A 12,811-nucleotide genomic window follows, 5' to 3' on the forward strand; every position below is an offset into this window, starting at 1 on the left:
GTTAGTCTACGGGTGGCGGCACGACGCCGTCGCCCAGAGCCTCCGCGCGGCGGACCGTGATCATCACGCCCAGGTCCGCGTAGCCGACGCGGCGCTTCGGGTCGGCCGCGTCGTCGGGGGCGACCGCGAGGCGGCGATTGACCTTGCTGCGGTGGTGCATCCGCGCGGTGTTCTCCTGACCGACGTAGCAGCCCTTGGTGAAGCTGACCCCGTTCAACTCGCGCGCGTTCGCCTCCAGCCACAAGGTCTCGCCCGAGCCGAGCTCGGCGACCCCCTCGGTCACGCCGAGCGACAGGCGGTGCGCGTGATATCCCTCGGCCGGCGCGCCCGGCGGCGCGATCCAGCGATGGCCGAGCGCAGCGAGCCGCGGGTCGGTTGCCGCGCCCGCGACCGGATCGCGCGACCAGTGCACCGCCAGCCCCTCGTCGCGCGCGATCGTCAGGGCACGGCGCAGGCGATAGATCGACAGGCGGCGCGCGAGCGCGTCGGCCTGCGCGCCCTCGACGTCGAGCAGCACGTCGTCGCCGTCCGCCCACATGATGAAGTCGAACAGGGCCTTGCCCTGCGGTGTCAAGAGCGCGGCATAGGCGGGCAGCCGCGCCGTATCGTTGGTGACCAGCCCCTGCAGGAAGCCGCCCGCATCCTCGCCCGAGACGCGCAGCACCGCGCGGTCGGCCAGGGTGGTGGCTGTATCGGTCGTCGGGGTGGCATCGCTCATGCACCCAAGTTAGGAGGGCGCATCACGCGACGAAAGGGCTGGCGATGGCGACCTGTGACCTGAAACTGACGGGCGGTACCGTCCACACGCCGGGCGGGCCGGTGCGCGCTGACGTCGCGGTGAGCGGCGGGCGGATCGTCGCGATCGGCAAGGCAGGCGACGCGGGGCGGACGATCGACTGCACCGGGCTCGACATATTGCCGGGCGTGATCGACACGCAGGTCCACTTCCGCGAGCCCGGGCTCGTTCACAAGGAGGACCTGGAGAGCGGCAGCGTCGCGGCCGTCATGGGCGGCGTGACGGGCGTGTTCGAGATGCCCAACACCAAGCCCAACACCGACAGCGCGGAGGCGATCGCCGACAAATTGTCGCGCGCCAAGGACCGGATGTGGTGCGACCACGCCTTCTACGTCGGCGCGACGCACCACAATCCGGCAGCACTCGCCGAGCTGGAGCGGATGCCGGGCACCGCAGGCGTCAAGATCTTCATGGGTGCCTCGACCGGCGACCTGCTGGTCAGCGACGACGCGACCCTGTCGCAGGTGCTCGCCCACGGCACCCGCCGCGTCGCGATCCACGCCGAGGACGAGGACCGGATGAACGCGCGCGAGAACGAGCGCGTGACCGGCGATGCCTCGTCGCATCCCGTCTGGCGCGACGACGAGAGCGCGATCCTCGCCACGCGCCGCATCCTGGGACTGGCGCGCACGGCCGGGCGGCGCATCCACGTGCTGCACGTGACCACGCCGGCCGAGCTCGAACTGCTAGGGCAGAACAAGGACATCGCGACCTGCGAGGTGACGCCGCAGCACCTGACGCTTGCCGGAGAGGAGGCGTATCCGCGGCTCGGCACGCTGGCGCAGATGAACCCGCCGATCCGATCGGGCGCGCACCGCGACGGATTGTGGCACTGGCTCAACCAGGGCGTGCCCGACGTGATCGGCTCCGACCACGCGCCGCACACGCTGGAGGAGAAGTCGAAGCCTTACCCCGCCTCGCCCAGCGGCATGCCCGGCGTGCAGACGCTGCTGCCGCTGCTGCTCGACCACGCGGCGAACGGACGGCTGACGCTGCAACGCGTGATCGAGCTGACCAGCGCGGGGGCGCAGCGCATCTTCGGCATCGTCGGCAAAGGCCGCATCGTCGCAGGCTACGACGCCGACTTCACGGTGGTGGACCTCAAGAAGCGCTGGACGATCGAGGACAAGTGGCTCGCCTCGCGCAGCGGCTGGTCGCCGTTCACCGGCATGGAACTGACCGGCAAGCCGATCGGCACGATCGTGCGCGGGCAGGTCGCGATGTGGGAGGACCAGCTCGGCGAGCGCGCACAGGGCGCGCCGATCCGCTTCGAGGCGACCGCGTTCGGGCGTTAGCGTTAATTCGCTGGGGTGCGCGCCCCAGCGACGTGCTACGCGCCGCGACGAAGGGGACGACGGTGCGCGACGAACGGATCACGCCGCTCACGGCTCGGCAATATGCGCTGGTCCTGCTGGGCTTGCTGATGCTGTGGCCCGCGGCGATCAACCGCGCGCCGTTCCTGTTCCGCGACACCACCGCCTACGTCCACGGCGCCGATGCCGCGATCATGCGCGCGACCGGCGCGACAACCGCGTGGAGCAACGAGGCGGTGCGCGCGACCGCGGCGCCGGCCAGCGCTGCTGAACCCGCCGGGTCGGTCGAGGAGGCGGCGGACGCGCCGGTGCTGCTGGGGCGCTCGATCTTCTACGGCGTGTTCGCGTGGCTGGGCGCGCTGACGGGAACGTTGTGGACGGTCGCGACCATGCAGGCGCTGCTCGTCGGCGCGGTCGTGCTGGGGCTGGTGCGGCACGTGGTCGATCCCGGCTCGCCGCGGTTCGCGCGCGCGGTGGTGATCGCGACGCTCGCGCTCGCCACCACGCCGCTCGCCTGGTTCACCGCGATGGTCATGCCCGACGTGCTGACCGGACTGGCGCTGGTCGCGGCGGCGGTGCTGCTGGTCGGGTGGCGGCGCGAGCGGGCGGGCGCGCGCGCGCTGTGGTTCGGACTCGCGAGCTTCGCCGCGCTGGCGCACAGCAGCCACGTGCTGATCCTGCTCGCGCTCGGGATCACCGGGCTGGCGGTCGAGCGCGCGCGCGTCGGCGCGGGCGTGCTGATCCTCGCCGCGCTCACCGGCGTGGCGGGCGAGGTCGCGTTCGCGCGCGCGGTCGAGATGCTGACCGGCAGCGCGCCGATCCGCCCGCCGTTCGTCACCGCGCGACTGGCGGAGGACGGGCCGACGCGCGCCTACCTCGACCGGCATTGCGCGACGGTCGAGTTCCACCTGTGTCGCTACGCGACGCGACTACCGCTCAACAGCGACCTGTTCCTGTGGAATGCCGAGCCCGCGCGCGGCGTATTCATGGCAGTGCCCGCGGCGGAACGGCGCGCGCTGGCGGCCGAGCAGCCGCGTTTCGTGTGGGCGGTGATGTGCGATCAGCCGCTGGCGGTCGCGCGCGTGGCAATGTCGGCGGTCGGGCGGCAGTTCGCCGCGTGGCGGTTGAGCGAGTTCAACCACGATCTCTACCCCGACGACGCGCGCGCGATCGCCGAGCGTTTGCCGCCGAACGAGCGCGCCGCCTTCGTCGCCAGCCGCGCCTTCGCCGGCACGATGCCGATTCACGTGGCGCAGGCGGCGGCGCTGCTGTGGGCGATCGCCGGCGTCGCCGTGGCGTTCTGGTCATGGGCGCGCGATCGGCGGTCGGCGCTGTCGACGACGGCGGCGGTGCTGGTCGCGGGATGGGTGCTCGACGTGGTGATCTGCGGCGCCTTGTCGACGCCGCACGATCGCTACCAGGCGCGCGTTCTGTGGGTGCTGGCGCTGCTGCCGGTGATGCTCGCGGGCAGGCGTCTCGCGCGGCGCGCGCCGGCCGCGTGACGGGCACCGCGGCGGCAGAACGCCGTCAAACCCGCGCCGCATCCTCCATGCCGTCGGTCACGAACGACAGTTCCGCCGCGCTGCTGATCTTCTGTTCGCCCGCGAAGATGCGGTCGATGCGCGCCTCGACCTCGCGGCGCTCATCGCGCGCGCAGTAGCGCCGGCTCGGGCCGATCAGCAGTTCGTCGGCGATCGCCTGCTTGATATTGGCGAGCGCGCCCTCGCTCAGCACCTCGGCGCGCCTCAGCTCGATGCACAATTGCACCAGTCCGACCGCGGTCGCCTGCGCGCGCAAGCCGACGTTGGTGACGTCGTGGTGCAATTGCTTCTGCCTGTCGATGGTCATGATCCGCTCCTCGCTTCGTGGCGCTTCCCGGCGCCTTGCCCGCCAACCTGACTCGATTCCGCCCGCCGATCAAAAGGAAACGTGCCGAACTCCATCAACGCCCCGCGCGCGGATGTCGGCGCGCCCGAGACCGCGCACCCGATAAGTACTGGCAGGCGCGCGGCGCGCGTGGCACATCGGACAGCCATTCGAGTTCAAGGTGTAAACGAATGCGCCTCGGTGCCTGCCTCATCGCCCTTCTCGCCACCGCTGCCACCGCGCAGACGCCCCCGACCACCGATGGCGGCACCAGCTACCACCGCGCGCCCGACGCGATCGCGCGGGCGCTGGAGGCGCCGCCGACCCCCGCGGTGCTGGTCAGCCCGAACCACGACACGCTCGCGATCCTGGGGCGCGAGAGCCTGCCGACGATCGCCAACCTGTCCAAGCCGATCCTGCGGCTCGCGGGCTATCGCATCGACCCCGCGACCAACGGCCAGGCCGAGGTGCGCGTGCAATGGCTGAACAAGCTGAGCTTCACCGACGTCGCGAGCGGTCGCACGGTCGAGGTCGCGCTGCCGGCCGGGCTGCGCTTCGCGGGTGCCGACTGGGCGCCTGACAGCCGCCGCCTCGCCTTCTACGCGCAGGAGCCGGACGCGCTGTCGCTGTGGATCGCGGAGCGTGACGGCCGCGCGCGCAAGGTCGCGACCGGGTTGAACGGCACGTTCGGCACGCCGTTCACCTGGATGCCCGATGGCCAGGCGCTGATCGCCTACACCGTTCCCGCCGGCCGCGGCGCGGCGCCCGTCGCTGCGACGACGCCGACCGGCCCGATCGTGCAGGAGAGCGCGGGCCGCACCTCCGCGGCGCGCACCTACGAGGATCTGCTCGGCGACGCACACGACGAGGCGCTGTTCGACCATTATTTCACCGGGCAGCTGACCCGCGTGTCGCTGGACGGCGGCACCCGGCCGATCGGCACGCCGGGCCTCGTGACCGATTTCAGCGTCTCGCCCGACGGCCGCTACCTGCTGACCGAGCGGCTGAAGCGGCCGTATTCCTACCTGCTGCCCGCCGCCTTCTTCCCGACCGAGATCGCAGTGACGACGATCGACGGCCAGCCGGTCAGGACCTTGGTCGACCGTCCGCTCGCCGACGACCTTCCGGTCGACTTCGACGCGGTGGTGAAGGGACCGCGCGAGGCGGCGTGGCGGTCGGACGCGCCGGCGACGCTCGTCTGGGCCGAGGCGCTGGACGGCGGCAACCCGCGCGCGCAGGTCGCCTTCCACGACAAGGTGATGATGCAGGCCGCGCCGTTCGACGCCGCCCCGGTCGAGCTGGCGCGAACGCCGGCGCGCTACGCGACGACGTGGTGGGGCGACGACGGGTTCGCACTGGTGGTCGACCGCGAGTGGCGGACGCGCACCGAGCACCGGCTGGCGGTGGCGCCGTCGCGGCCGGGACAGGCGCGCACGCTGGTGACGCGCAACTACCAGGACCAGTATAACGACCCCGGCCGCCCGATCCTGGAGGAGAATGCCGCGGGCAAGCCGGTCATGCGCTTCACGCCCGCGCACGACGCGGTGTTCGTGACCGGCGAGGGCGCGACCAAGGCGGGTGCGTTCCCGTTCCTCGCCACCATGCCGCTCGCCGGCGGCGCGCAGACGCGGCTGTGGACCGCGCGCGCGCCTTACTACGAGCCGGTGGTCGCGCTGCTCGACGCGGAGGGCAAGCGGATGCTGACGCGGCGCGAGAGCGCCAAGCTGCCGCCCAACTATGTCGTGCGCGGCGTGACGGGCGGCAGTGCCAAGGCGATCACCGCCTTTGCCGACCCGGCGCCGGTGTTCGCGGGCGTGACCCAGCGGACGATCACCTACGCGCGCGCGGACGGCGTGCCGCTGTCGGGCACGCTCTACCTACCCGCGGGCTATGACGCGCGGCGCGATGGGCCGCTACCGACCTTGCTCTGGGCCTATCCGGCCGAATATACCGATGCCAAGGTCGCCGGGCAGACGGTGGACCAGGGCAACCGCTTCGTTCGCCCGCGCGGGATCAGCCACCTGTTCCTGCTGACGCAGGGCTATGCCGTGCTCGACGATCCGGCGATGCCGATCATCGGCGAAGGCGGCGCGGAGGCGAACGACACCTACGTCAAGCAATTGCGCGAGGACGCGCAGGCCGCGGTCGACGCGGTGGTCAAGCTGGGCGTCGGCGACCGCGCGCGCATGGCGGTGGGCGGGCACAGCTACGGCGCGTTCATGACCGCCAACCTGCTCGCCCACACCGACCTGTTCCGCGCCGGCATCGCGCGGTCGGGCGCGTACAACCGCACGCTGACGCCGTTCGGGTTCCAGGCCGAGCAGCGCACCTACTGGCAGGCGACCCCGACCTATACCGAGATGTCGCCCTTCACCTACGCCGACCGGATCAAGGCGCCGGTGCTGCTGATCCACGGCGGCGCCGACGACAACAGCGGGACCTTCCCGATCCAGTCGGAGCGGATGTACGCCGCGCTGAAGGGCAATGGCGCGACGGTCCGCTACGTCGTGCTGCCCAACGAGCCGCACGGCTACCGCGCGCTGGAATCGACCGGGGAAACGCTGTGGCAGATGACCGACTGGCTGAACCGCTACGTCAAGCCGCAGCCGGCGGCGCAGAAGGCCGCGGCGGCGAACTGACGCGCGGCGAACCTAGGCGCATTTGGCATCCAACCCGTCGCCCCGGACTTGATCCGGGGTCCCGCTTCTTGAACCGGCACGAAAGGCAGCGGGATCCCGGATCAAGTCCGGGATGACAATCACTCAAATCGGTCGGAACTACTGGTCGGCGCGCAGCCGGTAGCCGACGCCCAGCTCGTTGGCGATCACGCTGCCGACCGGTGCGGGTGCCTCCAGCTTCTGGCGCAGGTTGCGGATCACGATGCGCAGGTACTCGACGCGCGGGTCCTCGTCCGCGCCCCAGCACGCCGCGAGCACGCGCTCGTGCGTGATCACCCGCCCGATATGGCGCGCGAGCAGGCCGAGCACGTCGTGCTCCTTGCGGGTGAGGTGGAGCTCTACCCCGCCGCGACAGACGACCCGCCGGTCGAGATCGATGGACAGGTCACCGCGCCGCACCAGCTTGGGCGTCGCGTGGCCGACGTGGCGGTGGCGAAGCGCGACCCGCAGCCGCGCGAGCAGTTCCTCGGTGTCGAACGGCTTGGTGACGAAATCGTCCGCGCCCAGGTCGAGTGCGGCGACCTTCTCGTTCACCGCGTCGCGCGCGGACACCACCAGGACCACCGCCTCGCCCTTCGCGCGCAGCTGCGGGATGATGGCGAGCCCGTCGCGATCGGGCAGCCCCAGGTCGAGCAGCACCGCGTCGGGATGCTCGGCGGCGTTCTGGTGCAATGCGGCCTTCGCGTCCGCTGCCTCGACGACCGCATAGTCCGCGCGCAGCAACGTGTTGCGCAGCAGCCGCCGGATCGCGGCATCGTCGTCCACCACCAGAATCTTGGCCGGCATGTCAGGCGTGCTCAGTCACGAGATCGCGAACGATCAGCTTCGGGGGAAATACCAGCGTGAAGGCGGCACCATTGGCGTCGGAACGGTTAGTCGCCTCCACACTCATCCCCATCGCATCGGCGAACGCCTTCACGATGGCGAGCCCCAGGCCGGTGCCGCCAACCGCGCGGTCCGACCCTTCCAGCCGCCTGAACGTCTCGAACACCTCGCCCTCGCGCCCCGGCGGAAGGCCAGGGCCGAGATCCAGCACCGCCAGCCGCAGCTCGCCGAAACGGTTGCGCCCTTCGATCACGACCGTCGAGCCCGGCTCGCCGTAGCGGCCGGCATTGTCGAGCAGGTTGAGCAGGCAGTGGTGGAGCAATTGCGGGTCGGCGCGCACCAGCGGCAGGTCGGGCGGCACGTCCAGGCGCACCGCGTGCCCCTCCAGCGCGCGCCGTGCGTCGTGCGCCGCGCCCGTCACCGCGTCGCTCAAGTCGGTCGCCTCGATGTTAAGCTTGAGCGCGCCCGCCTCGACCCGCGCCATGTCGAGCAGATTGGCGACGAAGCGGTTGAGCCGCTGCGCTTCCATCTCGATCGTGCCGATCAGTTCGGGCGTGGCGCCGTGGTGTAGTTCGGCCGCGGCCGCGATCACAGCGGTGAGCGGCGTGCGCAGGTCGTGGCTGACCGACGACAACAGCGCGGCGCGCAGCCGGTCGCGGGTGCGCACCATCTCCAGGTCGCGCATCTCGCCCTGCAATCGCAACCGTTCCAGCACCAGCGCTGCCTGGTCGATTAGGCTGCTGAGCAGCGGGAGCTGGTCGGCACGTACCGGGCTGCCGGTCCGGTCGCTGGCGACGCCCAGCACGGCGACGACGCGGTCGCCCGCCTTCAGCGGCTGGAACAACCACTCGGACGCGGCGAGCGTGCCCGATCCCTTGCCCGCGGGGCTGCCGGTGTCGAACGCCCAGCTCGCCGCGGCACCGTCCATCGCGTCGAGCCGGTAGGCCGGGTCGCTGGCGGCGAGGATCGACAGCTCGGCGCCGCTCGCGCGGTCGAGCAGCACGACCTGCACGTCGAGCAGCCGGCGCACGTCGTCGCAGATCATCTGCGCCGCGGTGTCGGGATCGTTGACTGCGGCGATCTGGCGCAGGAAGCCGGCGAGCGTCGCGTTGGTGCGCGCGCTGGCGGTGGCGAGGTCCGCCTGCGCGCGGACGCGCGAGGTCAGCTGCCCGGTCGCGACCGCGATGCCGAGCAGCACGATGACCGAGACGACATTCTCCGGATTGCTGATCGTCAGCGTGCCGGTCGGCGGCAGGAAGAAGAAGTTGTACGCCAGACTCGACGCGATCCCGGCGTACAGCCCGGTCCTGAGCCCGAACAAGCTCGCCGCCGCCATCACCGGCAGCAGGTAGAGCAATGCGACGTTGCCGAGGTCGAGGATCTGGAACAAAGCGCTGGCGAGCGCGGTGACGCCCGCCACCATCGTGGTCGTGACCGCGTACCCCGCGGCCGTATCCCGCTGCCCGGCGCGGCGACCGGTGCTGCGCGCGCCGCTCCGATCCGCCACCTGCGCCGGCATCGGCAGGACGTGGACGGTGACGTCGGGCGTGTCGCGCACCAGTCGGTCGACGACCGAGCCGTGGCGCAGCTCGAACCAGCGCGACCGGTTCGACTTGCCGAGCACGAGCTGCGTCGCGCGCAGGTCGAGCAGCACCGACTGGATGCCCGCTACGACGTTCTCGGCCGGCACGGTCGCGACCGCGCCGCCCAGTTGCGTCGCCAGCGTCATCGTCGCGGCGACGCGGGCGTGCTGCGCGTCGGTGAAGTGCGCCGCGCGCGGCGTTTCCACGAACACCGCGGTCCACGGGCCGCGCAGTCCGTCGGCGACGCGCTTGGCCGCGCGCACCAGCGCGTCGCATCCCGGCAGCTCGCTGATCGCGACCACGATCCGCTCGCTGCCCGCCCAGGTGCCGCCCAGGCCCAGCGCGCGCACGTCGTCGAGCATGCGCGCGTCGACCGCCTGCGCCGCGCGGCGCAATGCCAGCTCGCGCAGCGCCGACAGGTTCGATTTGGAGAAGAAGTGCCCCAGCGCACGGGTCGCCTCGGCGGGCAGGTAGACCTTGCCCGCCTTAAACCGCTCGATCAGCTCGTCGGGCGGGATGTCGACGACCTCGATCTCCGCCATCTCCAGCACGCTGTCGGGCACCGTCTCGCGCACGCGCACGCGGGTGAAGCTGGCGACGACGTCGTTCAAACTCTCGACGTGCTGGATGTTGACAGTGGTGTAGACGTCGATCCCGGCGGCGAGCAGTTCCTCGACGTCCCCGTAGCGTTTCGGATGGCGGCTGCCCGGCGCGTTGCTGTGCGCGAGCTCGTCGACGAGCGCCAGGCGGGGCGCGCGCGCGAGGATCGCGTCCAGGTCCATCTCGTGCAGCGTGCGGCCCTCGTACGGCACCGCGCGGCGCGGCACCGCCTCGTGCCCGCGGGTCAGCGCCTCGGTCTCGGCACGGCCGTGCGTTTCCACCACGCCGATCACCACGTCGACGCCGTCGCGCCGCCGCACCGCACCTTCCGACAGCATCTCGTAGGTCTTGCCGACGCCCGGCGCCGCGCCGAGAAAGATCTTGAGGCGTCCCCTGCCCTCCTGCGCGGCGGCGCGCAGCAGGGCGTCGGGATCGGGCCTGGCGCCCCCTGGTCCTGATCCCGCTGCCGCCATCAGCGCCCCGGTGAGCCCGCCTGCGCGCGCGCCAGCGCGTCGAGCGCGCGGTTGAGCGCCAGCACGTTGACGAATGGGTCGCCGAGCAGCGGCCGGACCGTCAACTGCGCCACCAGCGCGCGCACGCGGGCGAGCGGCAGAGCGCGGACGCGTGCCACGCGTGCCGCCTGCGCCTGCGCGGCCGCGGGCGACAGGTCGGGGTCGAGCCCCGAGCCGCTGGCGGTGACGAGGTCGGCGGGCACCGGCCCGGTCACGCCTTCGCCCTGCCGCTTCGCGACGTCGGGCTTCACGCGGTCGACCAGCGCCTGCGACGCCGGGCCGAGGTTCGAGCCCGACGAGGCGAGCCCGTCGTAACCGCCCTTGTCACTTGCGCCCGCCGCCGAGGGCCGTGTCTGGAAATAGCGGTCAGCGGTGAACGCCTGCCCGACCACGCTCGAACCGATCACCTGCCCGCCGGCATCGTGCACCAGGCTGCCGTTCGCCTGGCGTGGGAACAGCAACTGCCCGATGCCCGTCATCGCCAACGGGTAGGCGAGCCCCAGGAGGGCCGCGAACAGGATCGTCATGACGATCGCGGGTCGCAGTGCGGAGGAGAAATCCTTGCCCATCATCTTGTCCTTACGCGAGGCCGAGGCCACCGACCACCAGGTCGATCAGCTTGATGCCGACGAACGGGGCGAGCAGCCCGCCCAGTCCGTAGACGGCGAGGTTGCGCGCCAGCAGCGGCCCGGCCGCCATCGGCCTGTAGGCGACGCCCTTCAATGCCAGCGGCACCAGCAGCGGGATGATGACCGCGTTGAAGATGATCGCGCTGAGGATCGCCGACTGCGGCGTCGCCAGTCCCATCACGTTCAGCACGCCGAGACCCGGATAGAGCGCCACGAACATCGCCGGGATGATCGCGAAATATTTCGCCACGTCGTTCGCGACCGAGAAGGTGGTCAGGCTCCCTCGCGTCATCAGCAGCTGCTTGCCCAGCCCCACCACCTCGATCAGCTTGGTCGGGTCGCTGTCGAGGTCGACCATGTTGCCCGCCTCGCGCGCGGCCTGCGTGCCGGTGTTCATCGCCACGCCGACGTCCGCCTGCGCCAGCGCGGGCGCATCGTTGGTGCCGTCGCCGCACATCGCGACCAGCTTGCCGCCCTGCTGCTCAGCCCGGATCAGCGCGAGCTTGTCCTCGGGCGTCGCCTGCGCGAGGAAGTCGTCGACGCCGGCCTCCGCGGCGATCGCGGCGGCGGTCAGCGGGTTGTCGCCGGTGATCATCACCGTGCGGATGCCCATCTGGCGCAGCTCGCCGAAGCGCTCGCGGATGCCCGCCTTGATCACGTCCTTCAGGAAGATCGCGCCGAGCAGGCGGCCGTCCTTCGCGACCGCCAGCGGCGTGCCGCCCGCGCGCGCGATCTCGTCGGTGATGCGGCGCAGCTCGGTCGCCGCCGCGGTCGCGCCCGACCCTTCGTTGGCGCGCAGGATCGAGTCGACCGCGCCCTTCTGGATCAGGGTCTCGCCGAAGCGGACGCCCGACACGCGCGTCTGCGCGGTGAAGGGGATCACCTCCGCGCCCGCGGGCATCGGGCGTTGCAGGTCGAATTTGTCGCGCGCCAGCACCACGATCGAGCGCCCTTCCGGCGTCTCGTCGGCGAGGCTGGCGAGCAGCGCGGCCTCGGCCAGCTCGGCCGCGCTCGTGCCGCCGACGCTACGAAACTCGCTCGCCTGGCGGTCGCCGATCGTGATCGTGCCGGTCTTGTCGAGCAGCAGCACGTCGACGTCGCCCGCCGCCTCCACCGCACGGCCCGATTTCGCCAGCACGTTGAAGCGCACCAGCCGGTCCATCCCCGCGATGCCGATCGCCGACAGCAGCGCCGCGATGGTGGTCGGGATCAGCGTGATGAGCAGCGCCGCCAGGATCGCGACCGGGATGCTGCCGCCCGCGTAGGAGGCGAAGCCGGAAATCGTGCCGACCGCGATCAGGAAGATGATGGTGAGCCCGACGAGCAGGATCGTCAGCGCGATCTCGTTCGGAGTCTTCTGCCGCTCCGCACCCTCGACCAGCGCGATCATGCGGTCGAGGAAGCCCTTGCCCGGCTCCACCGTCACCTGCACGCGGATCTCGTCGGAGATGACGCGCGTGCCCGCGGTGACGGCCGAGCGGTCGCCGCCCGCCTCGCGGATCACCGGCGCGCTCTCGCCGGTGATCGCGGCCTCGTTGACGGATGCGACGCCCGACACGACCTCGCCGTCCGACGGGATCAGGTCGTTCGTCTCGACCAGCACGACGTCGCCGACCTTCAGCTGGCTGGCGGGGACGTCGTCGTACTGCCGGCCGTCACCCTTCAGCCGCTTGGCGGTCAACTCCGCCTTGGTGGCGCGCAAGGATGCGGCCTGCGCCTTGCCGCGGCCCTCGGCGAGCGCCTCGGCGAAGGTGCCGAACAGGACGGTCAGCCACAGCCAGACCGCGAGCTGCGCCTTGAACGCGACGCTCAGGTCGTCCTGGCCGATGACGAGCAGCACCGTCATCAGCAGCGCGACCGCGGCGGTGACGAACATCACCGGGTTGCGCACGAGTTCGCGCGGCGCGAGTTTCAGGAACGACGCCCGGATCGCGGGCACGACGAGGTCGGCCGTGAACAGGCTCTTGGCCGAAGTTTTCTGGGATTGGGTCTTCGCCATGATGGCCCCC

Annotated in this window: 9 protein-coding genes; 3 read left to right on the top strand and 6 right to left on the bottom strand. The window is 71.5% G+C overall.

The window, feature by feature from the left end; genetic code table 11:
• Window position 1 precedes the first annotated feature (1 nt).
• A complete protein-coding gene (locus ACFDS6_RS07030) occupies window positions 2-718 on the bottom strand; it encodes a YgfZ/GcvT domain-containing protein (protein ID WP_375271415.1) in 717 nt (238 codons plus the stop codon).
• Between the two features lie 44 nt (window positions 719-762).
• Between ACFDS6_RS07030 and ACFDS6_RS07035 the strand changes: the two genes are divergently transcribed.
• The gene (locus tag ACFDS6_RS07035; RefSeq protein ID WP_375271416.1) at window positions 763-2,091 is read left to right on the top strand and encodes a dihydroorotase; all 1,329 of its coding nucleotides are present in this window, start codon (window positions 763-765) and stop codon (window positions 2,089-2,091) included.
• A gap of 62 nt (window positions 2,092-2,153) precedes the next feature.
• The gene (locus ACFDS6_RS07040; protein WP_375271418.1) at window positions 2,154-3,611 is read left to right on the top strand and encodes a hypothetical protein; all 1,458 of its coding nucleotides are present in this window, start codon (window positions 2,154-2,156) and stop codon (window positions 3,609-3,611) included.
• Window positions 3,612-3,636: 25 nt separating this feature from the next.
• Here ACFDS6_RS07040 and ACFDS6_RS07045 read toward each other — a convergent pair whose 3' ends face one another.
• Window positions 3,637-3,957 carry a hypothetical protein gene (locus ACFDS6_RS07045; RefSeq protein ID WP_375271419.1) on the bottom strand — a complete coding sequence of 107 codons (321 nt, stop codon included), beginning with the start codon at window positions 3,955-3,957 and terminating at the stop codon, window positions 3,637-3,639.
• A 209-nt stretch (window positions 3,958-4,166) separates the two neighbouring features.
• Here ACFDS6_RS07045 and ACFDS6_RS07050 point away from each other — a divergent pair, with 209 nt between their 5' ends.
• Window positions 4,167-6,614, top strand: coding sequence for a prolyl oligopeptidase family serine peptidase (locus ACFDS6_RS07050; protein ID WP_375271420.1), 2,448 nt, complete (start codon window positions 4,167-4,169; stop codon window positions 6,612-6,614).
• 138 nt (window positions 6,615-6,752) lie between these two features.
• Here ACFDS6_RS07050 and ACFDS6_RS07055 read toward each other — a convergent pair whose 3' ends face one another.
• The 4 genes from ACFDS6_RS07055 to kdpB are packed head-to-tail and all read right to left on the bottom strand — an operon-like array spanning window position 6,753 to window position 12,801.
• On the bottom strand, window positions 6,753-7,439 hold the full coding sequence (locus tag ACFDS6_RS07055) for a response regulator transcription factor (protein WP_375271421.1): 687 nt from the start codon (window positions 7,437-7,439) through the stop codon (window positions 6,753-6,755).
• A gap of 1 nt (window position 7,440) precedes the next feature.
• Window positions 7,441-10,134 (bottom strand): DUF4118 domain-containing protein, encoded by a 2,694-nt coding sequence (locus ACFDS6_RS07060; RefSeq protein ID WP_375271422.1) that lies wholly within the window; start codon window positions 10,132-10,134, stop codon window positions 7,441-7,443.
• Window positions 10,134-10,742: a potassium-transporting ATPase subunit KdpC gene (gene kdpC / locus ACFDS6_RS07065; RefSeq protein WP_375271423.1), complete on the bottom strand. Its 609-nt coding sequence runs from the start codon at window positions 10,740-10,742 to the stop codon at window positions 10,134-10,136. Before kdpC ends, ACFDS6_RS07060 begins: the two co-directional genes overlap by 1 nt.
• A 10-nt stretch (window positions 10,743-10,752) precedes the next feature.
• Window positions 10,753-12,801: a potassium-transporting ATPase subunit KdpB gene (kdpB, locus tag ACFDS6_RS07070; protein WP_375271424.1), complete on the bottom strand. Its 2,049-nt coding sequence runs from the start codon at window positions 12,799-12,801 to the stop codon at window positions 10,753-10,755.
• Window positions 12,802-12,811: the final 10 nt, after the last annotated feature.

The organism is Sphingomonas sp., from assembly GCF_042095875.1.
Classification (GTDB): Bacteria; Pseudomonadota; Alphaproteobacteria; order Sphingomonadales; family Sphingomonadaceae; genus Sphingomonas.

Excerpts from the sequence above, each read along its gene's own strand:
- ACFDS6_RS07030 (WP_375271415.1), bottom strand. The coding sequence starts at position 718 with ATGAGCGATGCCACCCCGACGACCGATACAGCCACCACCCTGGCCGAC.
- ACFDS6_RS07035 (WP_375271416.1), top strand. The coding sequence starts at position 763 with ATGGCGACCTGTGACCTGAAACTGACGGGCGGTACCGTCCACACGCCG.
- ACFDS6_RS07045 (WP_375271419.1), bottom strand. The coding sequence starts at position 3,957 with ATGACCATCGACAGGCAGAAGCAATTGCACCACGACGTCACCAACGTC.
- ACFDS6_RS07050 (WP_375271420.1), top strand. The coding sequence starts at position 4,167 with ATGCGCCTCGGTGCCTGCCTCATCGCCCTTCTCGCCACCGCTGCCACC.
- ACFDS6_RS07055 (WP_375271421.1), bottom strand. The coding sequence starts at position 7,439 with ATGCCGGCCAAGATTCTGGTGGTGGACGACGATGCCGCGATCCGGCGG.
- ACFDS6_RS07060 (WP_375271422.1), bottom strand. The coding sequence starts at position 10,134 with ATGGCGGCAGCGGGATCAGGACCAGGGGGCGCCAGGCCCGATCCCGAC.
- kdpC (WP_375271423.1), bottom strand. The coding sequence starts at position 10,742 with ATGGGCAAGGATTTCTCCTCCGCACTGCGACCCGCGATCGTCATGACG.
- kdpB (WP_375271424.1), bottom strand. The coding sequence starts at position 12,801 with ATGGCGAAGACCCAATCCCAGAAAACTTCGGCCAAGAGCCTGTTCACG.